The 25,784-nt window shown below is 64.0% G+C and carries 26 protein-coding genes; 6 read left to right on the forward strand and 20 right to left on the reverse strand.

Annotation, left to right across the window (positions count from 1 at the left end):
* The first annotated feature begins 322 nt into the window (after positions 1–322).
* Entirely contained in the window at positions 323–4,732 is a 4,410-nt protein-coding gene (locus tag NX068_RS03615) for an NACHT domain-containing protein (RefSeq protein WP_263459926.1), read from the forward strand.
* A 367-nt stretch (positions 4,733–5,099) separates the two neighbouring features.
* Positions 5,100–5,243, forward strand: a complete 144-nt coding sequence (locus NX068_RS03620) for a hypothetical protein (protein ID WP_263459927.1) — start codon at positions 5,100–5,102, stop codon at positions 5,241–5,243.
* Between the two features lie 67 nt (positions 5,244–5,310).
* On the opposite strand, the gene NX068_RS03625 is transcribed toward NX068_RS03620, so the two are convergent.
* From NX068_RS03625 to NX068_RS03650, 6 genes are all read right to left on the reverse strand, one after another.
* Positions 5,311–6,162, reverse strand: coding sequence for a hypothetical protein (locus tag NX068_RS03625; protein WP_263459928.1), 852 nt, complete (start codon positions 6,160–6,162; stop codon positions 5,311–5,313).
* Positions 6,159–6,767: a hypothetical protein gene (locus NX068_RS03630; protein WP_263459929.1), complete on the reverse strand. Its 609-nt coding sequence runs from the start codon at positions 6,765–6,767 to the stop codon at positions 6,159–6,161. Before NX068_RS03630 ends, NX068_RS03625 begins: the two co-directional genes overlap by 4 nt.
* A gap of 230 nt (positions 6,768–6,997) precedes the next feature.
* Positions 6,998–7,780 (reverse strand): hypothetical protein, encoded by a 783-nt coding sequence (locus NX068_RS03635; RefSeq protein ID WP_263459930.1) that lies wholly within the window; start codon positions 7,778–7,780, stop codon positions 6,998–7,000.
* A 115-nt stretch (positions 7,781–7,895) separates the two neighbouring features.
* On the reverse strand, positions 7,896–8,315 hold the full coding sequence (locus NX068_RS03640; protein WP_263459931.1) for a hypothetical protein: 420 nt from the start codon (positions 8,313–8,315) through the stop codon (positions 7,896–7,898).
* A 17-nt stretch (positions 8,316–8,332) separates the two neighbouring features.
* Entirely contained in the window at positions 8,333–8,512 is a 180-nt protein-coding gene (locus NX068_RS21165) for a pilin (RefSeq protein ID WP_327084799.1), read from the reverse strand.
* A 272-nt stretch (positions 8,513–8,784) separates the two neighbouring features.
* Positions 8,785–9,075: a hypothetical protein gene (locus NX068_RS03650; RefSeq protein ID WP_263459932.1), complete on the reverse strand. Its 291-nt coding sequence runs from the start codon at positions 9,073–9,075 to the stop codon at positions 8,785–8,787.
* 246 nt (positions 9,076–9,321) lie between these two features.
* Here NX068_RS03650 and NX068_RS03655 point away from each other — a divergent pair, with 246 nt between their 5' ends.
* Positions 9,322–9,612 (forward strand): SEL1-like repeat protein, encoded by a 291-nt coding sequence (locus tag NX068_RS03655; RefSeq protein ID WP_263459933.1) that lies wholly within the window; start codon positions 9,322–9,324, stop codon positions 9,610–9,612.
* 6 nt (positions 9,613–9,618) lie between these two features.
* On the opposite strand, the gene ispH is transcribed toward NX068_RS03655, so the two are convergent.
* The 7 genes from ispH to tsaE all read right to left on the reverse strand — a co-directional run bounded on the left by ispH (position 9,619) and on the right by tsaE (position 17,314).
* The gene (ispH, locus tag NX068_RS03660) at positions 9,619–10,575 is read right to left on the reverse strand and encodes a 4-hydroxy-3-methylbut-2-enyl diphosphate reductase (RefSeq protein WP_263459934.1); all 957 of its coding nucleotides are present in this window, start codon (positions 10,573–10,575) and stop codon (positions 9,619–9,621) included.
* 27 nt (positions 10,576–10,602) lie between these two features.
* Entirely contained in the window at positions 10,603–11,031 is a 429-nt protein-coding gene (locus NX068_RS03665) for an FKBP-type peptidyl-prolyl cis-trans isomerase (protein ID WP_263459935.1), read from the reverse strand.
* Complete coding sequence (gene lspA, locus NX068_RS03670) at positions 11,028–11,507, reverse strand: signal peptidase II (RefSeq protein WP_263459936.1); 480 nt, start codon at positions 11,505–11,507, stop codon at positions 11,028–11,030. The genes NX068_RS03665 and lspA overlap by 4 nt, the downstream gene beginning before the upstream one ends.
* Before the next feature lie 61 nt (positions 11,508–11,568).
* Positions 11,569–14,385 (reverse strand): isoleucine--tRNA ligase, encoded by a 2,817-nt coding sequence (ileS, locus tag NX068_RS03675; RefSeq protein ID WP_263459937.1) that lies wholly within the window; start codon positions 14,383–14,385, stop codon positions 11,569–11,571.
* A gap of 56 nt (positions 14,386–14,441) precedes the next feature.
* Complete coding sequence (locus tag NX068_RS03680; protein ID WP_263459938.1) at positions 14,442–15,386, reverse strand: bifunctional riboflavin kinase/FAD synthetase; 945 nt, start codon at positions 15,384–15,386, stop codon at positions 14,442–14,444.
* Positions 15,387–15,461: 75 nt separating this feature from the next.
* A complete protein-coding gene (locus NX068_RS03685; RefSeq protein WP_263459939.1) occupies positions 15,462–16,844 on the reverse strand; it encodes an N-acetylmuramoyl-L-alanine amidase in 1,383 nt (460 codons plus the stop codon).
* The gene (gene tsaE / locus NX068_RS03690) at positions 16,784–17,314 is read right to left on the reverse strand and encodes a tRNA (adenosine(37)-N6)-threonylcarbamoyltransferase complex ATPase subunit type 1 TsaE (RefSeq protein WP_263459940.1); all 531 of its coding nucleotides are present in this window, start codon (positions 17,312–17,314) and stop codon (positions 16,784–16,786) included. The genes NX068_RS03685 and tsaE overlap by 61 nt, the downstream gene beginning before the upstream one ends.
* 93 nt (positions 17,315–17,407) lie before the next feature.
* Here tsaE and queG point away from each other — a divergent pair, with 93 nt between their 5' ends.
* The gene (gene queG, locus NX068_RS03695; protein WP_263460186.1) at positions 17,408–18,448 is read left to right on the forward strand and encodes a tRNA epoxyqueuosine(34) reductase QueG; all 1,041 of its coding nucleotides are present in this window, start codon (positions 17,408–17,410) and stop codon (positions 18,446–18,448) included.
* Between the two features lie 162 nt (positions 18,449–18,610).
* Here queG and NX068_RS03700 read toward each other — a convergent pair whose 3' ends face one another.
* From NX068_RS03700 to NX068_RS03715, 4 genes are all read right to left on the reverse strand, one after another.
* Positions 18,611–21,037, reverse strand: a complete 2,427-nt coding sequence (locus tag NX068_RS03700) for a TonB-dependent siderophore receptor (protein WP_263459941.1) — start codon at positions 21,035–21,037, stop codon at positions 18,611–18,613.
* A gap of 119 nt (positions 21,038–21,156) precedes the next feature.
* A complete protein-coding gene (locus tag NX068_RS03705; protein WP_327084802.1) occupies positions 21,157–21,477 on the reverse strand; it encodes a DUF6364 family protein in 321 nt (106 codons plus the stop codon).
* 12 nt (positions 21,478–21,489) lie between these two features.
* Positions 21,490–22,428: a FecR domain-containing protein gene (locus NX068_RS03710; protein WP_263459942.1), complete on the reverse strand. Its 939-nt coding sequence runs from the start codon at positions 22,426–22,428 to the stop codon at positions 21,490–21,492.
* Between the two features lie 2 nt (positions 22,429–22,430).
* Positions 22,431–22,958: a sigma-70 family RNA polymerase sigma factor gene (locus NX068_RS03715; RefSeq protein WP_442806678.1), complete on the reverse strand. Its 528-nt coding sequence runs from the start codon at positions 22,956–22,958 to the stop codon at positions 22,431–22,433.
* A gap of 260 nt (positions 22,959–23,218) precedes the next feature.
* On the opposite strand from NX068_RS03715, the gene NX068_RS03720 reads away from it, so the two are divergent.
* Positions 23,219–23,419 carry a SlyX family protein gene (locus NX068_RS03720; RefSeq protein ID WP_263459944.1) on the forward strand — a complete coding sequence of 67 codons (201 nt, stop codon included), beginning with the start codon at positions 23,219–23,221 and terminating at the stop codon, positions 23,417–23,419.
* Positions 23,420–23,438: 19 nt separating this feature from the next.
* Here the strand turns inward: NX068_RS03720 and NX068_RS03725 are convergent, their stop codons facing one another.
* The 3 genes from NX068_RS03725 to NX068_RS03735 form a co-directional block, all read right to left on the reverse strand.
* Positions 23,439–24,101 carry an FABP family protein gene (locus tag NX068_RS03725; RefSeq protein WP_263459945.1) on the reverse strand — a complete coding sequence of 221 codons (663 nt, stop codon included), beginning with the start codon at positions 24,099–24,101 and terminating at the stop codon, positions 23,439–23,441.
* Positions 24,102–24,164: 63 nt separating this feature from the next.
* Positions 24,165–24,455 carry a hypothetical protein gene (locus tag NX068_RS03730; protein ID WP_263459946.1) on the reverse strand — a complete coding sequence of 97 codons (291 nt, stop codon included), beginning with the start codon at positions 24,453–24,455 and terminating at the stop codon, positions 24,165–24,167.
* Between the two features lie 16 nt (positions 24,456–24,471).
* Positions 24,472–24,999, reverse strand: coding sequence for a cytochrome c oxidase subunit 3 family protein (locus NX068_RS03735; protein WP_263460188.1), 528 nt, complete (start codon positions 24,997–24,999; stop codon positions 24,472–24,474).
* 235 nt (positions 25,000–25,234) lie between these two features.
* Here NX068_RS03735 and NX068_RS03740 point away from each other — a divergent pair, with 235 nt between their 5' ends.
* Positions 25,235–25,708 carry a CreA family protein gene (locus NX068_RS03740; RefSeq protein ID WP_442806679.1) on the forward strand — a complete coding sequence of 158 codons (474 nt, stop codon included), beginning with the start codon at positions 25,235–25,237 and terminating at the stop codon, positions 25,706–25,708.
* Positions 25,709–25,784: the final 76 nt, after the last annotated feature.

The following is a 25,784-nucleotide window of genomic DNA, read 5'->3' on the forward strand; positions in this document are numbered from 1 at the left end:
ACCGGGCGCTTATATCTCTACACACTGTGATGGTGCAGAGGCCATTGTTGTGCTCAATATGTCACACACAGTTCGCGAGCCTTTCGATTATCCTCTATTTGAATCGAATGGGTGAATGACTCCAATCGGCCAGAAGCGGAAATTCGCTTGGTTGATTCCAATGTCCTGTGAAGACTGGTTGCTGCCGGTGACCTCTGCGTAAGATCGGTCTGGTGTACACCTCAAGACTGCTATGCACGAACCAAACTGACAGTACCAAGAATCAGTGGGAGTCGACGGCGGACGAAAATGCTCATTCAGCAGAATAGGGACGAATCTGTCAGTGTTTACAGCAATCATTGAAGGTGGCATTGGTTGGGCAGTAGGCCGGGTGGGCGATAAAGCAGCCAAAGCCTTCATGAGCCGATGGAGCGAGAAGGCAGCTAAGGCGGAGTTAGTCCAAATCATCGACGAAGCGATGGAGAGCGCCGTAGCTTCTGTGCCGGTTCTGGCGGAAGACTTTCGCTCAGAGACCTTCATCCACCATGTCGTCGCCCCCACAGTGGTGCACTTCTTGCATGATCTGACCGTCGACAAACCCGAAGTGGAGATCGTTAGAGGCTATATCGAGCGATTCGTGGAACCTTTCCTGCGCGGGCGCTCACTGGAGGAAACCTTGTCGCAGCTGTTCCGCACCCGGCAAGGTGATTTGGAACATGCGCTTTCTCTGTTTCTGACACGTCTGCGTCCCGCCCTCTACACCTCCAAGCACTGGCGTGACCCGATCCGTGATCAAGCTTTAGAAGAGGTTCGATCCACGGTCCTCCGCATTGAAAAGCAGCTCGCTCCGGCCACGGTTACCGATGCGGTCGATATTGACGATGCACGGGCCGATGCGGAGGTGGCTTCCCAAGCGCTCCAGTCATGGCCACAGACGATCGGAGGCGAGCATATCGACCGGTCCGAAGTGGAGGTGCTTCAGCAGCGCATTCGTGAGCACCCCTACGCTTGTACTCTCGTGATCGGCGAATCTGGATCTGGAAAGTCGGCACTGTTCGCAGAGCTGGTCGGGCGCCTCCAGTCGCAGGGAGTGGTTGTCTTCGCCATCAAGGCGGACCTTCTTCCGACCCAAGTGAGAACGTTGAATGATGTGTCGAAAGTACTGGGACTGCGCGGGCATTTGCTCAGCGAGATCGAGGCCTTGGCACGAACTGCGCCCGTCGTCGTCCTGATTGATCAATTGGATGCAGTCAGTGAGGTCATGGACCGATCATCGGAGCGGATGCGGCTTCTGCTTCAGATTGCTCACCATTTCCAAGACAAGAAGCGCGCTGAACGGGTTGAGCCGCCCGTGCATATCCTCGTGTCTTCGAGACCCTTTGAAGCGGACTATGACGCTCGTTTTCAGTCCCTGGGCGCTGAGGTTGTCCAGCTTGCGTTGCCCAGCCAGGAGCAAGTTCACGAGCTACTACGGCGCCTGCACATTTCGGTGGAGCAGATTCCCGAGGCGCTGGGCGAAACGCTGAGACGTCCCTTTGCTTTGCGCATCTTCGTCGACATTCTGCGGAGGGGCGTTCCAGGTCGCGAACTGATTGCCTCGCAGCTACTCAACACCTGGCTGACATCCGCCGATCTCGGTGACCCCACCATACGGCGGGAGGTGCTCAAGTTCTTGGAGAAACTGGCCGCCGACATGACCGAGAGCGAATCTCTGTGGCGACCTGCAGATGTTTATGAGATCCAGGATCCTCAGGCGGTTCAGGTCGCCGTGGCGTCTGGCATCGTCGTGAGACAGAACAGTTTGGTTGGATTCAGCCATCAGGCTTGGCTGGATGACTTCCAGGCCAAGAACTTCTCAACCGGCCAGTCGCTGGCGAACTATGCCTGGGAGCGGCAGGACGGGCTTTTTGCGCGGGCTACCGTACTACGGGCTCTGCAGCGGTTGCGGGCATTCGATCTACCCGCCTATGAACAGGCGATTGATGCGCTGCTGGGAAATGCCAAGACGCGGCGGCACCTTCGCCATCTCGTTGTGGATATGGTGGCTGGGCAATGGAAACCCTCCGCGCGTGAGCGGGGCTGGTTGCAACAGCTTGTGCGCAGCGATGTTCCGTTAGCGCGCCGAGCCCTTGCGCGAATCACCGCACATTGGACAGATTGGCGCGAGCACCTTCTCCCGCTGGTACCTAGCATCATGGGCAATGCGGAGCTGCGTTGGAGCGTCGTCCGGTTGTTGATTGCGGAAGCGCCATTCGATGTCGACTTCGTAGTCCGATCAATCGCCGTGTATTGGGATACGCCGGAACGCGATCTCGAGACGCTTGAAGTCTTTTCCAAGTCAGGCCAATGGTCTCCCGCCCTTGTCAAGCGTCTTCGGCTGATATTCGCGCGACAGCAACTCGACGACTACACGATCGTTAGCTATGCGGAAACGCTGGGTGATGATCGTGCCGCAGATCTCTTCAAGATTTATCTTGAGCATGTGGAGGTCAGCAACGAAAACCGGCTACAGTTCCATGGCCTAGACAAGCTCGTTCAGCGATCAACCCTAGCTTTTGCAAATGTTCTCCTTCCATGGTTTGTACATGTGGCGAGCCGAGACGAGCCTAGATCACGGGGCCTGCTGGATGCCTATCCGGCTTCTTCAAGTCTGCCCCATTGGTGGGACTATGAGCACACGGAGTACGGCATCTTCGGGATCACGAAGGCCGTTCTCTTTGCTTGTGCCAAAGAGCATCCGCATGATTTCCTGCATCTGGTGAAGACATTCGCCGATGTCGAGGTGGCGGAGGTGCAGGCACTGATTGTGGAAGGCCTCGCTGCTGGTGGCATGGTGTTGGCAAATGAAGGTGTTGATTATTTGCTTGCCGATTCGCGACGCTTGCAAGTCGGCATGGCCTTTCTTTCAGCCACCGACGGTGTGGGGCATCTGGTGGACGGATGGTCGACGCAGGTGCTTCTGCGTGCCATCGTTACCCAACTTGGCGCGGAGCAACTTGAGCGTGTTCGGGCAAACATCGAGTCATGGGATCCGTACCTGTATGAGGCGCAGGAAGAATCCGACGTTTCAACGAGACGCCATCGTCGCATATGGGCTGAGGAGAGACGGTTTCCTCTGTTGGCACTATTACCTGCGCATGTTCTGCCGCCACGCCGATACCGACAGGTTCAGGAGTGGCTTGCTATGCAGCCAAAATTCCGAGGCAGTCGCGGCCGAACAATGGCATCTTTCGTTGGATCGCCGATGTCCGCGCAGCAGATGGGCAATGCCTCTGACGATGACGTGTTCAAGATGATCGACGAGGTCGCGGACAATACAGATCGGCGGCGAAACCGTCGCGGGTCGCGCCGCGATGGTGGAACGGTGGAGTTGGCGCGCGCGTTTGCGGAATTCGGCAAGACTCATTCTGACCGCGCTTTGTGGATCGCGGAGCAACGTTTTCGACCTGGTCGGCATGAGAACGCCGCAGGCGAATTGCTTCGCGTCCTTGCCGAGGATCCGAATGTCGATGCGCAGCGTGTTCGTGCCCTTGTCTGGAAATGGCATCGCGAAGGTTTTGTCACCGAGGGGTGGCGAAAGGACGTGGCCTGGGCTCTTCAGGATCTGGCGAAACGTGATGAAGGTTTGATTGACGAGGATGTCGCGTTACTGGAGTCGTGGATCGTCAACGACTCACTGCGCACCAATGAGCGGATTGCGGCAAGGCTCGACTTGGAACAGCGCAATCGTGAGATGAATAGCAATCGCAAAGCCGAGACGAATGCTATTGTGTTCCGCCAAGCCCCAGGAGGCATGCGCATCCTTCCGCAAGACAATTTCACTTTGCTTGCAGCGATGGCGGCTGGTTTGCTGGGGCGCGCGGAGCCAGACTGGAATGGGTGGTTGTCTGCCTTGGAGCGGCATGTAGATCGCTCCGAAGACCCAGCAATCTGGACCGCCTTGTTGATATTTCGTGGTGCACCATTGTTTTGGGCGGATCGCCCGCGTGTGACGCGGCTCCTGCAAACGATCTGGGATAGATTTCCAGACGCATTCTCGGACAAGTATGTCTCGGACTTCCTCTGGCACAACCGTGATCTAGTGACCGGTGAGATGATGAAGGCGATACGAGATCGTTGGCTAGTTGGCAACGATGCTGGGAACCGGCAAGCTGCTGGCGAATTGCTGATGGCGACGGTGCTCCTTAACCCCGAAGACAAGATTGCATCAGTGCAGTTGGAGCAGATCCTGGTAGGACCGGACACGCCAGAACGTCTAGGCGCTCTGTTCACAGCGTCAGCCGCCTGGCGCGAGGCTTCATTGCGTCCAGGGGCACACCATGTGTTGATGCGGTTTGCGCAACAGGCTGCTGGGCATGAGGCGTCGGCAATCGCCGACGCGGTGTCTCATTGGGAACCACCAGTGGCGGACGAATTTACCAAGGAGTTTTTGGACGCCGTTGCGAGCAATCCCGCAGCGCTGCGTGTTTGTCTCAATAGAAGCTTCACGCGCGATCTGCAGGAGCTGCTTCTCAGCCCAGGCTTCGAGGAACTGGTCCTTGAGCTGGCGGAACGCTGCACGGAACTCATGTTCGCGCAAGGCGAGTCGCGCGTGCGGATGCCATACGGCGAGAGCTTTGTATCTATCGCCATCGCACTCCAAAGATCCAAGGATCCGTTTCGTAGCCGAGCAATGGATCTGTACGAGCGGCTGTTGGATGGAGCGGCATATGGGGCCGAAGAGGCGGCTGCAGCTTCGCTCTCGCGTGCTTAGCGCGGACCTCGGGCAGGGATTGCCGACGCTAGATGGCAGCACCCAGCCCCTGTTGAGTGTCTGCTAACCGGCCGATAAAGCACGTTCGTCTGGCTTTCTCGATCGTCGGCAACCGCTGCGAAGCAGTTGCCGGGCTTTCTCCATCGAACTTCCGCTTTGGGTCGATTCCAGCCGCTTAAATTATCGCTCAACCCGTCCTACTACTCACCCGTTGGAGTCGCGCCTTCGCCATTACCTGCTTGACCAAAGAGGGCTGGAAGATGAGTTCAGGCATCTATTGGACAACCTGATGGTCCGCCTGATCGAACAGGAAACCCATCTGCCCGATGATCCGGGCATCATCGAGACGACCTAGGCGCTGATCCAGTTGCTCAAGGATACCAGTTTCGACAGCCTGCGGCGTTGGGCAGAGGGACGGCTGGCGCAAGCGCCACTTGAGCAGTTGGAACGCTGGATCGAAGCGGTGCTGATGGCGGAGAGCCTGGAAGGGGTGATTGGGTCGGAGGGCTGAGACCGCCGGGCAGGATTCTCGCGCCATTTCCGGGCTTTTTCCTTGTACGTTGAAAGCGCCGCTGCGCTTACGGCCTTTCGAGCCCGGCGATTTTCAGCTCCCGCAATCTGAAGCGCCCCTCGGCGAACTCATAGCCGATGCGCAGCGGATCGTCCGGGAAGGCGTTCAGCTCGCCGCTCTCGATCAGCGCCTGCGGGTTGGTCAGCGCCTGGCCGAAGCGCGCCTCGTAGCGCTGCTGGGCGGCACGCAGCGCCATCAGGCCCTGCAGCCGGACGATGCGCTTGTCCAGCATGCCCTGCAGCTTGGGGGCATTCGTCTGCGCACGCTCGCGTTGCAGGAATTCCAGCGCCGCGCTGTCGTCCTTCAACTCGCCCGCGGCCAGCATGATGGCGAACTTGCGAAAGCCGGCCGCGTTGTCGGTGGCACGCTCGGCAGCGGTCTCTAGCGCCGCGCGGGCGCCGTCGACGTCGTGCAGGAAGAAATACTGATTGAAGCCGTAGAAGAAGGGCGGCACCTCGTCCCAGAAGCGGCAATCGGTCGCGCGCTTGAGCAAGTCGTTGCCCTCGGCCACTGCACCGCCCCAGGTCAGCAATGCATTGCCCTGGTAGTAGTTGTCCTCGTGGCAGGGATTCAACTGCGCCACCACGCGTCGCGCACGGATGGCGAAAGAGGCATTGGCTTCCGCCGCCTCGGGCGCGTCACTGGCGGTAGCGACGGCGCGGATCGACTCGAAGTTCGCCGCCAGGAAGCGGTCGCCGCCGGTCAGCAGCAACTGCACCGGCGCCGACAGCACCACGCGGTCGAAGACTTCGGCCGGCGGTGCGGCATTGACGGGCGGACGCGTTGCCCAGATCGCGGCAAACAGGCCGAAGCCGGCCACCGCGACCGCCAGCGGAGCCAGGTTGCGACGATCCATCATGCGAACTTCTTGCGGTTCAGCGCCCACACCGACAGGCCCAGCAGGGCCGCTGCATAGGCCAGCGCCGACACCACGCGCAACGCCCAGTCCTCGGGCAGGAACTGCCACTGGCCGTAGAGCGAGATCATCCGCACATCCAGCGCGGCCAGATCGGGCAGCAGGTAACCGAGCAGGCTCAGCGACGACTGGTAGCTGTCGGCATCGCCGACCAGCGTGCTGTCGCGGGTCAGCAGCGCGACGATGGCCGAATAGGAGCGCGCCACCAGCATGAAGCCGAGGGTGCCGATGAGGACGAAGCTGGGCGTGGTGGTGGTGACGGCGATCAGGGTGCCGATGGCGAGCACGACCAGCAGGTCGAGGGCGATGAAAGCGAGGGTGACGAGATAGGGCAGGCCGAGATCGAGAGGCGTGGACTGGGTGTAGCTCTGGCCGATCCAGGTGGTCAGGCCGGCGAGCAAAACACCGAGCACGGCGAGCAGGCCGAGCATCAGCAGCGCGATGGCAGCGACGCGGCCGAGCAGGAACTGGTGGCGCGGACGCGGGTAGGTCAGGGAAGTGAGGTAGAGCTTGCGGTCGAACTCGCGGGAGAGGAGTTCCTGCAGCATCAATACGCCAAGAATCGGTATGGTAATGCCGATAAGTGAGAGCCCAACGTCAAGAGCAATAGTCATTGGTTGTCGGTTACTGAACTGCGCCGCAGTCAGTGCTGAAACAATCAAGACAACTGCAAACCAGATCGAGAATGGAAAGAGCTTTGCGCGTAACGTTAAACGCAAGCCTACTATGAAATCAGGAATGATTCGCATGGGTAGGGATAAGTGTGATCAGAAACCTATTAGCGGAACCAGCGAAGGATTATTTCGAGCTGATTTGATTCAAACTGGGCTACCAGGAAATCATTCAGACGGCCCGGGTCTGGCTCCATGCGGGCAGCTTCCACTACCTCATCCCAGGTGGCAAAGTCTTCTGGCTGACTGAAAGTGATGACGCCTACACCGTGGCGCTTGGCTTCAGAGTAAACCTCGGTCAGTATGTTTTTCAAATTTTCAGCATCAGTGTCAGGAACATGCAATGCGACATAAGCCTTAGTCGCAGCCCGACGATGTGCCAGCGCTTCGTAAACTGCTGTGACGTCAATACTGTCCGATGGTTTGACCTCAAATGTGATTACATCGAAATGGCGTCCTGGCACATAGGGGTAGGTGGACTGCGTTACGACAACCAAATCCGGGCGAGACCAACGCCCTCCCGTATCCCTGCGGCCTTGGCGGGCGGTGATGTGTACAATCGAACGTTCAAGACGTTTCTCGCGTGTCCATTCCTGGCGAAGTACGGAAGAAAGGGGAGCGTACAGTTCTTCTTCGCGTATCTGTAATGGCGCAGTCACAGTTTGCTCTGATGAATAAGTGTCCGCAGCCGCATCGGGTTGCACTGCTCGATATACCAATCCTCCGCGGCCACGTGCGACAGTAAGTATGCCGCGATCCACCAATCCGTTTCGAGTCCTCCAGTATTTCTCCTGATCCCAATTCAGTCGACGCAGCAGGTCTGGATTGGTAATGGATTTTCCTATTTCAGAAGGAACACAATCATATAGAAATTGCTCTTCTTCCGTCATGATGGTCTCCTTGCATGGGGGCTGATAAGGTAGGTGACCCAAGTTAAAATAATACGCAACCAACAAATCTCGTTGGTCGCGTATTGTCAAAAATGGTTTGTGTGATTAGGCTAAATTAATCTGCAGCTGGAAGTTGGGCAGTCGCAACATCGGTTGCAACTGCGGCATCTACGCAATCGCGGCCAGGATAATCGTTTCCAACGGTGCCATTGTCAGTGCTGGAGAATGGAATGGCAGAGCCTGTGACTGGGCCCGTTACATTTTCGCAGTTACGATCTTCGCCTTCTCCTGTGCAAACTTCTCGCGTTAGAGTCCGAGTGGTCTTGCGTCCCGTCGGGTGGCAGGCTGCAATTGATACGGCTCTCGAGTTGCAAGCCCATCCACCTACAACATCTTTCGAAAGGTTGATGCGTACGTTTTCGCTGAGGAGTGCGCAGTCAGTATCTCGAATGATACCGCCACCAACACCGAAATCAGCGGAAAAGGCGCTGCTTGAAATAAAAATTCCACCAAGAATAATGAATAGCTTTTTCATGATTATTATCCTGTGCCTTATTTCAAAGAAGAGATGACGGCGGTAATTGCGTTCTTGACATCTGCTACGGCTGTTGTGTCATTCGCTTTTGCCCGGTACTCGTTGAACTGAGGAATCGCCACCGCAGCCAGAATCCCGATGATCGCCACAACGATCATTAGCTCAATCAGCGTGAAACCTTTCTGAATCTTTTTCATTTCCTGCTCCTGTCGATTGGAATGTCGTGGTGCCGAAGTGCTCTGCTTTCGCCACCTTCCGGTTTTCCTTTCGCAACTGCCGTGCCAGTTTTTTTGCGTGAAATCGTTCACACTTGCTCGGGTTTGGCACGGCGTGGAGTAGGGCACCGCGGCGCGCTGGCATGGGCGGGGCTGTGCCACGATGAGCGGGTGACACAGGAGTTGGCCGCGGGTCAGGAAGATTGAGTTCTATGCCCAGACCATCCGGGGTTTGATGACTCTTGAACCGGAAATCAAAAAAACGCCTCAAATACATGGATTTCGTCGTCATCTACAGTGGCCTTGACGATAATGAGTGTGCCGGCTTTATGCCGGGTGCTGCCCGCCGGAGAACCGAAGCATGGTTGGATTGACAGAACGATTGCTGACTCAAGGTAGGCAACAAAGAATGATGCAGGGCGTACAGCAAGGTTTGCTGCGTGGTAATGAAGAAGGCCTCTAGGCAGTGCTAAACTGCCGCAGCAGCAAGACCCTTGGGAAAACGGCATGGACTTCATCAACCTGAGCACGGCGATTTCGCTCACCGGCCTGAGCAAGCGCACTTTGTGGCGACGAATTGCTGATGGGGTCTTGCGAACTGAAGTGAATTCTGTTTCCCCCCCCCCCCCCGCAAAACCCACAGACCCGCGTCTGTCTCGATGACGCGCTGAAGCTGTCTCCGCTCGAATTGGGGGCGGACGACCGGGTGCTGATCCTTGCTGCGGATGGTGGCGAGGCCGAAGCGCAGTGCGATCTGGGCCTGCTGCTGCTGGGCCAGGGGCGTGCGGAAGATGCGCTGGGCTGGCTGGTTCGAAGCGGCTGCGCGCCAGGATTATCCTGAAGGCATGCACTGGCTGGGGCGCTGCCTGATCGCGGGGCAGGGCGTGGCGGTGGACGAGAAGCGCGGCATCGACTGCATTGCCCGCGCGGCCAATCGGGGCCATCCGACTGCGCGGCGGATGATGCCCTTCCTGTACGATCCGGCGCGGCCGGTTCTGTCTCCTGCCGAAATGGATGCCGCGCTCGATCGCATCGAGCGCAGGCTGGTGCTGGCTACGCTCGAGGAGACGGCAGGGCGGTGAGCGGCTTCAAGTTTGGCGGTCGGCCGTTTCCCGGTTCTGCAGTTCCTTCGGCAGCGGGAAAGTGACCTTCTCCGGCACGCCGTCCAGGTTGCGCACCTGCCCGCCGCTGAGCTCCTTCAGGCGTTCGATGACTTCGGCAACGAGTACTTCCGGGGCCGAGGCGCCGGCGGTGACGCCGACGCGGCGCTTGCCTTCGACCCACGCGGGGTCGATGCTGGCGGCGTTGTCGACCAGGTAGGCCGGCACGCCGCGCAGTTCGGCCACTTCGCGCAGGCGGTTGGAGTTGGAGCTGTTCTTCGAGCCGACGACGAAGACCACGTCCGCATGCGGGGTCATGAACTTGACCGCGTCCTGGCGGTTCTGCGTGGCGTAGCAGATGTCGTCCTTCTTCGGCCCCATGATGTTCGGGAAGCGTTCGCGCAGCGCGGCGACGATGGTGGCGGCGTCGTCCATCGACAGCGTGGTCTGGGTGACGTAGGCCAGCTTGTCGGGGTCGGCGACCTGCAGGCTGGCGACGTCGGCGGGCGTTTCGACCAGGTGGATGCCGGTCTGGACCTGGCCCATGGTGCCTTCGACTTCGGGGTGGCCCTTGTGGCCGATCATGATGATCTCGCGCCCTTGCTCGCGCATGCGGCCGACTTCGATATGCACCTTGGTGACCAGCGGGCAGGTGGCGTCGAACACGCGCAGGCCGCGCCGTTCGGCTTCCTGGCGCACCGCCTGGGATACGCCGTGGGCGGAGAAGATGACGGTGTTGCCGGCGGGGACTTCGTCCAGTTCCTCGACGAAGATGGCGCCCTTGTTGCGCAGGTCGTCGACGACGAACTTGTTGTGCACGACTTCGTGGCGCACGTAGATCGGTGCGCCGAAGCGCTGCAGCGCGCGTTCGACGATCTCGATGGCGCGCTCGACGCCGGCACAGAAGCCGCGCGGGTTGGCCAGCAGGATTTCCTTGTCGCTCATGTTTTCGTCTCTGTCGGGGGGTGTTGCTTACGACACGCCGATCACTTCCACCTCGAAGCGGATGGATTTGCCGGCGAGCGGGTGGTTGAAGTCGATCAGCGCCGACTGTTCGTCGATCTCGCGCACCAGACCGGAGTAGCGCGAGCCGTCGGGGGCGGTGAACTCCATGATGCTCATCGCTTCGATCTCTTCGTCGGGCATGTGTTCGCGCTTGACGCGTTCGATCAGCTCCGCCCGGTGCGGGCCGAAAGCCTGCTCGGCTTCGAGCTCGAAGACGTGGTGGGTGCCGGGTTCCAGGCCGATCATCAACTGCTCCATCGCCGGCAGCATTTCGCCGGCGCCGAGCTGCAGCGTGGCCGGGGTGGCGTTGAAGGTGCTGATCAGCGGTTGGCCGTTGGGCAGCGAGATGCGGTAATGCAGGGTGACGAGGCTGTTGGCCTGGACGGTCTGGCTCACGAGGGCTTCTCCGGGGCCGGCGGGTTGCCGTGGCGGAACTGGCCCCACAGCATCAGTACCACGCCGACGGTAATGGCCGAGTCGGCCAGGTTGAACGCGGGCCAACTGTAGCCGGCGTAGTGGAAATGCAGGAAGTCCACCACCGCGCCATGCACCAGGCGGTCGTAGACGTTGCCGATGGCGCCGCCGATGATCATCGCGAACGCCGTCGGCAGCAGCTTTTCGCTGCGATGGCGCCAGATCTCGACCAGCAGCCAGCTGCAGATGATCACGGCCAGCCCGGTGAAGAACCAGCGCTGCCAGCCGCTGTGCTCGGCCAGGAAGCTGAAGGCCGCGCCGGGGTTGAATACCAGCACCAGGTCGAAGAAGCCGGTGACCGGCACCACCTGGCCGAGGTGCAGGCTGTCCAGTATCCATTGCTTGCTGAACTGGTCGAGCAGGGCGACGGCGACGGCCAGCGCGAGCCAGGGCAGCATGGCGACGAATCCAGGCGGCGAAGAGGCCTTGTGCATGACGGGCGACGTACGGGGCAGGGCGTCAGGCATGGTGGCGGATTTCGCCGTCGCCGAACAGGTTGCTGACGCAGCGGCCGCACAGCGTCGGATGCTCGGCATGCTTGCCGACCGATTCGACGTAGTGCCAGCAGCGTTCGCACTTCTGCGCCTCGCTCGGCGTGGCGACGATGCCTTCGTCCTCGACCCGGGCGGCTTCGCCCAGCGTGGCGGCCGAGGTCATGGTGACGAAGCGCAGGTCTTCGCCGAGGCTGGCCATGGCGTTGAACTTGTCGGCGGTCAGCGCCAGCGCGAGTTCGGCCTGCAGCGACGAGCCGACCTTGCCTTCGGTGCGCAGCGCCTCGATGACCTTCAGGCCCTCGGCACGCACGGCGCGGATGGTTTCCCAGCGCGCGATCAGGCCGGCCTCGCCTTCCTGCGCCGGCAGGGCGTGGAAGGTGTGCAGCATGATGCTGTCGGCCTCCTCGCCGTCCTTCGGCGGGTTCAGGATGGCCCAGGCTTCCTCGGCGGTGAAGGACAGGATGGGCGCCATCAGCTTCAGCAGCGTCTGGGTGATGTGCCACAGCGCGGTCTGCGCGGCGCGGCGAGCTTGGCTGCCGGCGGCCGTGGTGTACAGGCGGTCCTTCAGGATGTCGAGATAGAAGGCGCCGAGGTCTTCGGCGCAGAACACCTGCAGCGCCTGCACGATGCGGTGGAATTCCATCCGTTCGTAGTCGGCCTCGGCCTGCTGCGCCAGCTTGCGGGTGAAGGCGAGCGCGTAGCGGTCGATGTCCAGCCACTGTTCGAGCGGCACCGCGTCGCGGGCGATGTCGAAGTCGGCGGTGTTGGCGAGCAGGAAGCGCAGCGTGTTGCGGATGCGGCGATAGACTTCGACCACGCGGTCGAGGATTTCTTTGGAGATCGACAGTTCGCCGGAGTAGTCGGTCGAGGCGACCCACAGGCGCAGGATCTCGGCGCCGAGCTTGCCGGTGACTTCCTGCGGCACGACGACGTTGCCGAGCGACTTGCTCATCTTGCGGCCCTGGCCGTCGACCGCGAAGCCATGGGTCAGCAGGCTGCGGTAGGGCGCGTGGCCGTCGATGGCGCAGCCGGTCAGCAGCGAGGAGTGGAACCAGCCGCGGTGCTGGTCCGAGCCTTCCAGGTACATGTCGGCGCGCGGGCCTTCGGGATGGCCGTCGTTGTGCGAGCCGCGCAGCACATGCTTGTGCGTGGTGCCGGAATCGAACCAGACGTCGAGGGTGTCGCTGATCTTGTCGTAATGGGCGGCTTCGGCGCCGAGCAGTTCGGCGGCGTCGAGGCGGAACCAGGCTTCGATGCCTTCCTGCTCGACGCGCTTGGCGACTTCTTCCATCAGTTCGACGGTGCGCGGGTGCAGCTCGCCGGTTTCCTTGTGCAGGAAGAAGGGGATCGGCACGCCCCAGTTGCGCTGGCGCGAGATGCACCAGTCGGGCCGGTTGGCGATCATCGCGTGCAGGCGGGCCTGGCCCCAGCCGGGGTAGAACTTGGTGGCCTCGACCGCGCGCAGCGCGCGTTCGCGCAGCGTCGAGCCGTCGGTCGCGGTCCTGTCCATGCCGACGAACCATTGCGCGGTGGCGCGATAGACCAGCGGCGTCTTGTGGCGCCAGCAGTGCATGTAGCTGTGGGTGATCTTGCCGTTCGACAGCAGCGCACCGGCTTCTTCGAGCTTGGCGATGATGGCGGCGCCGGCCTTCCAGATGTTCATGCCGCCGAAGAAGGGCAGGTCGGGCACGTATTCGCCGCCGCCCATCACCAGCGACAGGATTTCCTCGTTGCTGCGGCCGTAGGCGCGCCACGAGTTGAAGTCGTCCACGCCGTGGGCGGGCGCCGAGTGCACGATGCCGGTGCCGGCGTCCACGCCGACGTAGTCGGCCAGATAGACCGGCGACACGCGGTCGTAGAAGGGGTGGCGGAACTCGATGCGCTCGAGCGCCGCGCCCTTGGTGGTGGCGACGATGCGGCCCTCGCGCTGGTAGCGCTGCAGCGCGGATTCGGCCAGCTCGCTGGCGATCACCAGCAGGCGGTCGCCGACGTCGACCAGGGCGTAGTCCAGCTCGGGGTGGGCGTTCAGTGCCTGGTTGGCGGGGATGGTCCACGGCGTGGTGGTCCAGATCACCGCGGCGGCAGGCTTGTCCAGTTGCGCCAAGCCGAAGGCGGCGGCGAGCTTTGCCGCTTCGCCGTCGGCCAGCGGAAAGGCGACGTCGATGGTCGGCGACTGCTTGTCGGCGTATTCGACTTCGGCCTCGGCCAGCGCCGAGCCACAGTCGAAGCACCAGTTGACCGGCTTCAGGCCCTTGAACACGTAGCCGTTCTTCGTCATCTCGGCCAGCGCGCGGATCTCGTTGGCTTCGTTGGCGAAGTTCATCGTCAGGTAGGGATCGTCCCAGTCACCCAGCACGCCGAGGCGGATGAAATCGGTCTTCTGGATCTCGACCTGTTCGGCGGCGTAGGCGCGGCAGAGTTCGCGCACCTTGTCGGCGGGCAGGTTCTTGCCGTGGGTGACTTCGACCTTGTGCTCGATCGGCAGGCCGTGACAGTCCCAGCCCGGCACGTAGGGCGCGTCGAAGCCGGCCAGGGTCTTCGAGCGGACGATGATGTCCTTGAGGATCTTGTTCAGCGCATGGCCGATGTGCAGGCTGCCGTTGGCGTAGGGCGGGCCGTCGTGCAGCACGAACTTGGGCCGGCCGGCGCTGGCCTTGCGGATGCGCTGGTAGAGCTTGCGCTGTTGCCAGTCGGCAATCCAGCCCGGCTCGCGCTTGGGCAGGTCGCCGCGCATCGGGAAGGAGGTGTCGGGCAGGTTGAGCGTCTTGCGGTAGTCGGCCATGGCGGGAAGGTCGGTGTCGTGGGTCTGTGGGGCGCGGGCAGTTTGCTTTGCGGGCGTCAGGCTTGCAGCCGGTCGGGATTGTCGGCCAGCCACTGGCGTGCGCTGTCGGCGTCGAGCGCGATCTGGGCGCGCAGCGCGTCGAAGGATTCGAATTTTCGTTCGGCGCGCAGTTTGTGCAGGAAATGGACGCGGATGTGGGCGCCGTAGCATTCCCGCGTCCAGTCGAAGAGATGCACTTCCAGCCGGGCGCGGCCGCTCGAGGTGGCGGTCGGGCGCACGCCGACGTTGGCGACGCCGGCGACAGGGCCGTCCGCCAGGCCTTCGACGCTGACCGCATAGACACCGGTGAGCGCCGGGCGGCGGTGCTTCATCTGGATGTTGGCGGTCGGGAAGCCGATCTGGCGGCCGAGCTTGTCGCCGTGGCTGACGCGGCCGGCGATGCTGTAGGGGCGGCCGAGCAGGCGCGCGGCATGGGCCAGGTCGTCCGCGGCGAGGGCGTCGCGCACCGCCGAGCTCGATACGCGCTCGCCTGCCACCGACAGCGTCGGCATGGATTCGACGGTGAAGCCGTGCTGCGCGCCGGCCGCCTCCAGCATGGCGAAATCGCCTTGGCGGCGCGTGCCGAAGCGGAAGTCGTCGCCGATGAACAGGTGGCGCACGGCGAGGCCGCGTACCAGGGTGTCATCGATGAAGGCCTGCGCCGACTGTGCGGCAAGGCGGGCGTCGAAGCGGCAGATGTAGGTCCGATCGACGCCGGCAGCGTCGAGCAGCAGCAGCTTCTCGCGCAGCGAGGCAAGGCGTGCAGGCGCATCGGCAGGGCTGAAATACTCGCGCGGATGCGGCTCGAAGGTGAGCACCACCGCCGGCAGGCCGAGCGAGCGTGCCTTGTCGGTAAGCAGCTTGAGCAGCGCCTGGTGGCCGAGATGGACGCCATCGAAGTTGCCGATGGTGAGTACCGTGGCCGAGTCGGCGTGCTCGGGAATCCCGCGAAAAACCCGCATAAGCGCCTGAAAAAGGCGCAATTATAACGGCAAAGCGCTGGCTTTGCCGATTCGGCTGCATGCCGGCGGCAGCGATCAGCCCAGGCTGGCGACGCGAGCCGGCCCGGCCGGCGGGTTGTCCTGGAAGTAGCGCTTGATGCCGCGCAGCAGCGCTTCGGCCATCTTGTTCTGATAGGCCTCGTCGTTGAGCCGCTTTTCTTCCTGCGGGTTGCTGATGAAGGCGGTCTCGACCAGTACCGAGGGAATGTCCGGCGCCTTCAGCACCGCGAAACCGGCCTGTTCGACGTCGCGCTTGTGCAGGCGGTTGATGCCGCCGATCTCGCCGAGCATGGCGCGGCCGAGCTTGAGGCTGTCGTTGATCGTCGCCGTCTGCGACAGGTCGAGCAGGGTGCGGGCGATGTGGCCGTCCTGGCGGGCGAGATTGACGCCGCCGACCAGGTCGGCGTCGTTTTCCTTCTGCGCCAGCCAGCGCGCCGCGCTGCTGGTGGCGCCGCGTTCCGACAGCACGTAGACCGAACTGCCGTTGGCCTCGGGCTTGACGAAGGCGTCGGCGTGGATGGAGACGAACAGGTCGGCACGCACCTTGCGGGCACGGGCGACGCGCTGTCCGAGCGGAACGAAGTAGTCGCCGTCGCGGGTCAGCACTGCGCGCATGTTCGGCTCGGCGTCGATCTTGCGCTTCAGGCGGCGGGCGATCGACAGCGTGACGTTCTTTTCGTAGCTGCCGGCCCGGCCGATGGCGCCGGGGTCTTCGCCGCCGTGGCCGGGGTCGAGCACCACGGTGTACAGGCGCTTGACCGCCGGTTCGGTGCGGCGGGCGGTGCCGGGCTGCTGCGGCGCCGGGCGGGTGTGGGCGGTGCTGGCCTGGCTGCTGCTCTGTGCCGTGTCGCCGGCGGCGGCGTCCAGCGGCGAGTCCTTCATGATCAGCGCCAGCAGCGGGTCGTGCTCTTCGGTCGGGTGCAGGTCGAGCACCAGGCGGTGGCCGTAGTCGCCGACCGGCGCCAGCGTGAACACCTGCGGATTGATCGGCGCCTTCAGCTCGACCACCACGCGGACCACGCCGGGGCGGTTCTGGCCGGCACGGATCAGGCGGATGTAGGGGTCGGAGTCCAGCACCTTGGAGGGCAGGGACTGCAGCACGCTGTTCAACTGCACGCCTTCGAGGTCGACGACGAGGCGGTCCGGGTTCGGCACCAGCATGTGCGTGTAGCGCAGGCTGCTCGCGCCTTCGAGCGTGATGCGGGTGTATTCCGGCGAGGGCCAGACGCGCACCGCGACCAGGCTGGCGGGCGCGGCGAAGCCCACCGGGCTGACCAGCAGCGCCAGCGTGGCGCCGGCAAATTTCAACAGGCTGCGGCGGTCGGTGCCGCTGCGGCCGTTGTTGCCTGCCTCGGAATTCAATCCGGTTCGGGCGCCGGGTTCGCGCCCCGCAATGCTCTCACCAGTTCGATCACGCATGTTCGCCCCGCATCGGTCCTTCCGTCGATCTCCACAAACCGCCCTGAATCCCGTGCGCCGAGCCGGATTTCGACGTCGGGCAACGGCAAAAATGGAAGGGCCTTGTCCGGCCATTCCACGATGCACACGCCCTGATCGGCGAAGTATTCGTCCAGCCCCGCGTCCAAATATTCTTCGGGCGAATTGAAGCGATAAAAATCAAAGTGATATAAGTCTAATCTAGAAACTACGTAAGGTTCAATCAAGGTGTAGGTCGGACTTTTCACCTTGCCTTCGTGACCGAGTGCACGGAGCAGCCCCCGAGTGAGGGTGGTCTTGCCCATGCCGAGGTTGCCTTGCAGCCAGATCTTCAGCCCCGGGCGCAGCACCTGGGCCAGCGCGGCGCCGATGGCTTCGGTATCCGCTTCGGCCGGCAAGTGCGCGCGCAGGCAGGCGCCGTTATCATCGGCGGCGTTGAGCAACTCGATCATGGAATCCTCTTGTCGATGGCGGTGAAAGGCTTGGATTCAGGCTTGGATGTGGGGCAGGTCGATGGACCGGCTGCCACGCTGGACGGTGCTGCCATGCTGGCACGCATCCGCCAGTGGGCGACGGAGCTGGGCTTTGGCGCCGTCGGTGTTGCCGGGGTGGACCTGGGCAGCGCCGAGCCCGGGCTCGCCGCCTGGCTGGAAGCCGGCTTCCACGGCGAGATGGATTATATGTTGCGCCACGGCATGAAGCGCGCCCGGCCGGCCGAACTGCAGCCGGGCACCTTGCGCGTGATCAGCCTGCGGCTCGACTACTGGCCCGGCGCCGCCGAAGCGCGGGCCGCGCTGGCCGACGGCACCCGCGCCTACGTGTCGCGCTATGCGCTGGGACGCGACTACCACAAGGTGCTGCGCAGCCGGCTGCAGAAGCTGGCCGAGCGCATCACCGCCGAAGTGCCGCACACCTACCGGGTGTTCACCGACTCCGCGCCGGTGCTGGAGGTCGAGCTGGCCAGCCGCAACGGCCTGGGCTGGCGCGGCAAGCACACCTTGCTGCTGGATCGCGGCGCCGGCTCGTGGTTCTTCCTCGGCGAAATCTTCACCGACCTGCCGCTGCCGGTCGATGAGCCGGTGCAGCCGCGCTGCGGCCGCTGCACGGCCTGTATCGACGCCTGTCCGACCGGCGCCATCGTCGCGCCCTACCGCGTCGATGCGCGGCGCTGCATCTCCTACCTGACGATCGAGCTGAAAAGCGCGATTCCGGAGGAAATGCGGACCATGCTCGGCAACCGCATCTACGGCTGCGACGATTGCCAGCTGGTGTGCCCGTGGAACCGCTTCGCCAAGATGACGAAGGAACCGGATTTCGCGCCGCGCCACGGGCTCGACAGCGCCGGCCTGGTCGAGCTGTTCGCCTGGAGCGAGGCGGATTTCGCCGAGCGCACCGCCGGCAGCCCCATCCACCGCATCGGCCACGAGCGCTGGCTGCGCAACATCGCCGTGGCGCTGGGCAACGCGCCGACCACGGCGGAGGTGCTGGCTGCGCTGCAGTCCCGCGCCGACCATCCGTCGGCGCTGGTGCGCGAACACGTCGCCTGGGCACTGGCGCAGCATGGCCAGCCGATGGCCGGCGCGTGACGATGCATTGGCATTCTCAAGGGGCGCCGTCCATGGATTCTTGATGGTCCTGCTGTCTTGCGACAGCAGGACCCGCTTGCGGCCGGGGGCCGGACCCTCCGCCGGGGCGGGTACGCTCGGGCTCATGCCCATGCGGCCCCGGGCGCGGGCCCCCGCGGCGTATTAAAAGTCGTATTTCATGGAAAGCACGGCGCTGCGCGGTGCGGCGTGGTTGCTGTAGCTACCGGGCCAGCTGTAGTACCTGCGGTCGAACAGGTTATCCACGTTGAGCGAGACGCTGAGGTGGCGGTCGATCTGGTAGCGTGCCATCAGGCTGGCAATGGTCTGGCTGCCCTGCCAGACGCCGTAGCTGCCGGTCTTGCTCTGCCAGCGCAGGCCGCCGCCCACGGTCAAGCCCTGAAGGGCGCCGGGCAGGCGGTAGCTGGTGTACAGCTTCACGCTGTTGCGCGGCAGGAAGGTGTTGAGGCGCTCGCCGTCCGCGTCGGTGGTGCGTGTATGCGCATAGCCGGCGGCGAGTTGCCAGCCCTCGGCCAGTTCGCCGTTGACTTCGAGTTCGATGCCCTTGGAGGTGGTGTCCTGCTCGGCGGAGTAGATGAGTCCCACGCCCGTCCACACGGGGAGGTTGTCCTGCCTGGTGTGGAACAGCGCGGCGCTGGACTGCAGCCGGCCGCCGAAGTGGCTGCCCTTGACGCCGATCTCGTAGCCCGTGCCTTCCAGCGGGTCCAGCGCGCTGTCGTTCTCGTCCTTCACCCAGGAGCCTTGCGGGTTGAAGATCTTGGTGGCGCTGGCATAGGCCGACCATTCCCTGTTCAGGGCATAGACGGCGCCCACGTACGGCACGACAACGTTTTCGCGCAACGACTCCAGGCTCGCGCTGCCGTCGTTGCCCCAATTGCGTTCGTCCTGCTCCCAGCGGACGGCGCGGGTGCCGAGGATCAGCTTGAGGTCGTCGGAGAGGTGGAGACGGCTGCTCAGGTAAGCGGCGTTGTTGCGGGTCTTGGTGGACGAGCCGCCGCTGGCGGTGAAGGCCGGCGCGGCATTGTCGCCGTCCCAAGTGAACAGGTTGGCGATGGCGCCGGCGGCTGAACTGGCGTAGTCGTACTGCCAGCCGCCGTAGGACGGCCCGCTGGACTCATAGCGCGAGAGCGTGAGGCCGCCGATCAGCTCATGTTCGCGGCCGAACAGCCGGAAGGCGCCGGTCAGGTACAGATCCAGGTTGTGCTGGGTGGGTTTGCCCTTCCAGCGCGTGGGCAGGAGGCTGAGGCCGCTGCCGTCGCGCTGTAGGGTTCCACTGAGATAGGTGGCAACGAAATCGTAGTCGACCTCGGTGTAGGTGTACTCGGCCTTGCCGCTCCAGCCATTACTCCATTCCCGCTCCACGGAGACAAAGGCGCTTGTCGCCTTCTGGTCGTTGTAGGACCAGCCCGGCGCGGCATTCGTAGAGCGGGAGAGGCGGGTCTTGCCGCCGTCGGCATAGAAGGCCGGCAGGCCGGAGCGCAGCGGGGAGTCGATGTCGGTACGCTGGTAACTGAAGCCCGCGGTCAGCAGTGTGGCGTCGTCCAGATCGGACTCGGCGATGCCGTAGAGCATGCCCGATTTCTCCTTGTAGCGGTCCAGCCAGTTGTCGCTGCGCTTGACGTCGCCCACCAGCCGGCCGCGCACGCTGCCGCTGTCGTTGAGTGTGCCCGAGAGGTCGAAGGCCGCGCCGCGCCGATTCCAGTTGCCGGCCTCCACGCTGAGGCTGGCCTGCGGCTTGAGCGTCGGGCGCTTGCGGATCAGGTTGATCGTGGCGGCCGGGTTGCCCATGCCGCTGATCAGGCCGGTGGCGCCGCGCACGATCTCCACGCGGTCGTAGATCGCCAGGTTCTGGCTGAAGAGTTGCAGCCCGTTGTTCGTCGGCACGCCGTCCACCTCGAAATTGAGAATTTCGAAACCGCGCGCGTAGTAGCCGTAGATCTCATCGCCCACACCTTCCTTGACCACATGGACGCCGGGAACGGCGTCCAGCAGGGCGGTCAGCGTGGTCGCATTGCGGTCCTCGATCTGCTGGCGCGTGATCACGGTCAGCGACTGCGGCGTCTCCTGTGGCGCGAGGTTCAGGCGGGTGGAACTGCTCGAAGAGTAGGTGGTGTAGAGGCCGGTGCCCTCGGTGATGGCGCCGATGGCCTTGCCCGAGACGGCGACGGCGGGCAGCACGGCGGCTGCGTCCGGCGCCGGCCGCAGCAGGTAACTGCCATCGCCCTGTGCGCGGGCTTCCAGCCCGCTGCCGGCCAGCAGCCGGGCAAAGCCTTCGTCCACGCCGTAGCTGCCGTGCAGGCCGCCGCTTTCCCGGCCGGCGGTGAGGGCTGCGTCGAAGGACAGCACGACGCCGGCAGCGCCGGCGAAGCGGCTCAGCGCGGTGCCGAGCGGGCCGGCGGGGATGTCGTAGACGCGCTTGGCGCTTTGCTGCGGCGGGTTCTGCGCGTGGCCGAGTGCCGGCAGGATGGCCGGTGCGGCCAGGGCGAGGCCGAGGCAGGTATGGCGCAGCGCGGCGAGGACCGGGTTGAGGGATTGGCCGTGGTGGCACGGCGGACGGCTTGGGCGTTGCATGGGCATTCCTTTCGTCGTTCGAAGCAGGGTGTTCCCTTGGGGGTCGAACGAGATTTCAAAAAGGACAATGCCTGGCGGCGTTTTTTCGGGATGTGATCCGGACCTGCCATCCGCAAGCCCTAATGCCGACCTTGTGTCTTTTGCCGGACCAGCAGAAATTCGGCCGGCGTATAAACCGGCATGCTCGCCGCTGCGAAGTCGCGCACCTTGCGCGTGACGATGCATTGGCATTCCGCATGGCGGCGGTAGTCCTGCTCATCGGGCATATCCTGCCTGCCTTTCAGGGCGCCCTTGAGTGCGCGGACGACCGGCGGCAGCGGCTGCTGGAGCGGCGCCTCGCCCAACTGCACGAAGTAGTCGGCAACCAGTTGCGAGAGCGACTTTCCGCTGAGGCGTGCCTGCTCCTTGGCCTGCTCGATCAGGCGCGCATCCAGCCGCAGGGGGCGGAGGGTTTACGCCCCCTCGATCCGCGTCCAGTAGCGGGTGAAGTGCCGGATGCGCACTGGCAGGGCCTGGGCGACGGCATGCAGGGCGCGCTCGGTGTCGTCGATGGGGAAGGCGCCGGAGAGGCGCAGGTCAGCGACTTCCGGCGCGCAGCCGAGGTGGCCGGGGCGGTAGCGGGCGAGTTCGGCGACGAACTCGCCGAGCGGCATGTCGGCGACCACCAGCATGCCGTTCACCCAGGCGCCCGGTTCGCTGGCCGGCGCGGACAGCGGCAGGACGGCGGCGGCGGTGAATTCGGCCTGCTCTCCGGCTTCGAGCCGCCGGCCGAGCGCCGGGGCGCCGGCCGGTTGCAGGAGCACGGCATGCCGTTCGACGCCGACTCGGGTGGCCTCGGGCAGTCGGCGGACGATGAAGCGGGTGCCCAGGGCTTCGACGAGGCCGTCGCGGGTCTGCACGCGCAGGGGGCGTCCGGCGCTGTCGGGCGCGGACTGCACGAGGATCTCGCCCGCGTGCAGCTGGATCAGGCGCTGCCGGGCGTCGTAGCGCACGTCCACGCGGGTGTCGCCGTTGAGGATCAGCGTGCCGCCGTCGGCCAGCGTGACGCTGCGCCGTTCGCCGAGCGCCGTGCGATGGCCGGCGGCGAGCGCGGGGTATTCGCGCACGCCGAGCCAGCCGGCGCCGCCGGCGGCGATCAGCAGCGCCACGCCCTTGAGCGCGCTGCGGCGACCGTGGCGGCTGCTTCCGATGCGCGCCAGCGCGCCGGCCGCGGCGCCGCCGGGCAGGGCGCCGAGCTTGCCGCGCAGGGTCTGCAGCTGCTGCCAGGCCCAGCGGTGGTCGGCGTGGGCCTGCAGCCAGCGTTCATGCGCGGCGAGGTCCTCGGGGCCGGCGTCGTCGGCGCACAACTGGGCGTGCCATTCGGCGGCGGCCTTGATCGCGTCGCGGTTCATCGTCAGCGCGGCGCTTCCAGCATCAGCAGCAGGCAGTGCTCGGTGGCGCGGGCCATGTACTTCTTGACCGAGCTGACACTGACTGCCAGCCGTCTGGCGATCTCCGCGTAGCTCAGGCCTTCCAGCTGCGACAGCAGGAAGGCCTGGCGCGGCCTGGCGCCGAGGCCGTCGAGCATGGCGTCGATCTCGCACAGGGTTTCCAGGATGAGCGCGCGGGTCTCCGGCGAATGGGTGACCGGTTCCGGCCAGAGCGCCATCTCTTCCAGCCAGGCCTTCTCCAGCGCGCGGCGGCGCAGGTGGTCGACCATCACGCGGCGCGCCACTGTGACGAGGAAATGGCGCGGCTCGCGCAGTTCCGCCAGCTGTCTGCCGGCGGCGGGCGAGGCGAGCACGCGCACGAAGGTGTCCTGGGTCAGGTCGGCGGCTTCCCAGACGCAGCCCAGCTTGCGTCGCAGCCAGCCTTGTAGCCAGGTGCCGTGTTCGCGGTACAGACCGGAAACGGTGTCGGTGGACAGGGGGGACACGGGCATCTCCGGCGTGCGGGCACGCTGGCTGGCCCAAGCGGGTGGACGTGGCTGGCGTTGGTTATTGCGAATTGTTCGTATTGTTGTGGGTTTGTCTGGGTGCGTCAATGCGCCGGGAAATCCATAGGGCCCCGGGGCGACAGGCTCGGGTTGTCCGGACGCTGGCGCAGCATGGCCAGCTAGGCGCCCCCGACTGGGCGCCCCCGGCTAGGCGCCCCCGGCTAGAATCTCCGCCCGATGCCTTTCATCCCGGACCCGGACAGCCCATGCAAGACCGCCTCGAATCGCTCGAAACCAAGATGATGTCGGCCGAGGATCAGCTCGACGAACTGAACCGCACGGTGTGGCGGCAGCAGCAGGAGCTGGATCTGCTGCGCGAGCAGGTGCGCCACCTCGCCCAGCAGCTCAAGACCATCCAGCCCGGCGCACCCGGCCGGCCGGAAGACGAGATCCCGCCGCACTGGTGAGCGTCGGGCTGGGCTGGCGTCATTGCGGCTGGGCTGCGGCCCGCTTCCTGGCCGCCGCCTGTGCGGTGGGATTGGGCGTGGGTTCGCCGATCTTGTGCAACGTGTTGTGATCCGTGTGGCGGAAGGGTTCCGCCTGGCCCGGGATGATCAGCACGGTTTCCTGCTCGTAGGACCATGTGCCGTCGGCGTTGATCGACACCGCGATGGTGTAGCTGTCCGTTCTGAATGCGTATTCCAGGAAGGGGTTCGACACGATCCCGTTCATCTCGGAGCCGCGCACTGCCTGCAGGCGGAAGGTCTTTGCGTCCGCCGTGGTCTTGCCGACGGCCATCGCCGCCTGTCCGCGCGGTATCGAAAGCGTCTGGATCACGGCACCGGTCGCCGGCTCCCACAGCCAGTAGCCGACCTGGTCGTGAAAGGTCTCGACGTCGTCGGGCTTGACGATGCGCGTGTGGTAGCGCAGGCCGTAGAACAATTGCGGTCCGTTGGTCTGGGCGTCGATGGGTTGCAGTTCGATGCGTTCGATGAATGCCTGCCGTTCCGGGCCGTCGGCCTTCGGATTGACATCGAGGCCGATGGTGCCGGTCCAGATGCCCGCCATTCCCGCCAGCGGCCCCAGGTTGGCAAGCGTATCGGGGTCTGGTTCGGGTTCGGTGTAGATGTCCTTGGGAAAGTCCGTCATGGCCGCTTCGGGAGAGATGAAAGACTGTAAAGCTTGCCACAGCCGATCGGGCTCCGGTACGCCTCACAGCAGCGCGCCGGTCACGCGCGCAAGGATGTCGCCGAAGGCGCTGGTCAGGATGACCACGATCGGCATGCCGTAGCAGAAGGTGTACATCGCCCGGCGGATGCGCCGCGTGGCGGTGGGCAGCTCGAGGTAGTAGCCGCAGACGATGCGGACCTTGAGCCCCATCACCAGCGCGACCGCCACGGTGACGCCGAAGCCATGGTCCTGTCCGCCGCCCAGCATCGCACCGCCCACGCTGAGCAGCACGAGGCCGAACCAGGCCAGGTCGAGTTTGCGGACTTCGCTCATGTCGCGCCCTCCGTTTTCATCGCAGCACGTAGAACAGCGGGAAGATCATCAGCCAGATGATGTCGGTGGTGTGCCAATACACCGCGAAGGATTCCAGGCCGGAGTATTCCTCGGCCGAGTAGGTGCCGGTCGCGGTGCGCAGCATCACCCAGATCATGCCGAGCAGGCCCCAGAAGACGTGGATCAGGTGGTTGAAGGTCAGGTAGTAGTAGGTGACGATGAACATGCCCGCTTCGCCGTTGAGGCCGTGGGCGAGATTCCAGCGCACTTCGAACAGCTTGATCACCGGGTAGCCGGTGCCGAACACGAAGGCGCCGATCAGCCAGCGCAGGCAGGCGCTTTGGCGGTTGGCGCGCATGGAATGCACTGCACGCGCAACGCACCAGCCGCTGGTCAGCAGCATCAGCGTGTAGCCCGTGCCGGCCAGCAGCGAAAGCTGCTCGGGGCCGGCGTGGAACACGTCCGGGTAATGGGCGCGGGCGATGAAATACACCGCGAACATCAGCGCGAACTCGGTGACTTCGCAGAAGATGCCCACCCACATCGCCTTGCTGCCGGGGATGCGGCCGCCCGGGATAGGACTACCCGGGGGAGGGCCTTCGGCGGGCGGTGAGTGCGGCAAGGCGATGGCGGCGTCGGACATGGTGGAGGGCGGGGCAGGCGAGGGCGGAGATGTTTGCGATCTTCCGCTGCCCGGGGCGCGTGCGCCTTGATGCAGGGTAATTTGCCCCGCGCGGTGCGATACTTGCGGCCCTTGCAAGAAAGGAGTCCGGGAAAACGTGAAAAGGATCATGCTGGGCGCCATCGGCGCCGCATCGCTGCTGCCGTTCTGCGTACAGGCCGAAACCGTCGGCGCCGTCGATACGGCGTTCAAGCTCATCGGCCGCAATCACCAGATCGTCGTCGAGGCCTTCGACGACCCGAAGGTGAAAGGGGTGTCGTGCTACGTGTCGCGTGCCCGCACCGGCGGCATCAAGGGCTCGCTGGGGCTGGCGGAGGATACTGCCGACGCCTCGGTGGCCTGCCGCCAGGTCGGCGAGATCAGCCTGACCGAAGCACTCAAGCCGCAGGAGGAAGTGTTCTCCGAGCGTTCGTCGATCCTGTTCAAGAAGGTGAGGATCGTGCGCATCGCCGACGCCAGGCGCAACACGCTGGTCTATCTCGTCTATAGCGACCGGCTCATCGACGGCAGTCCGCAGAACAACGTCACGGCCGTGCCGCTGCCGGCGGGAGTGCAGCTCAGGCTGCGCTGACGGATGAGATTTTTTACGTTTTCCCGACATCCGCTCGGGTAATCTGACGCGCCTGTTTTTCCGTCCATGCTTTCGC

Origin of the sequence: Thauera carbonicopians (genome assembly GCF_025699485.1) — a bacterium.
GTDB lineage: Bacteria > Pseudomonadota > Gammaproteobacteria > Burkholderiales > Rhodocyclaceae > Thauera.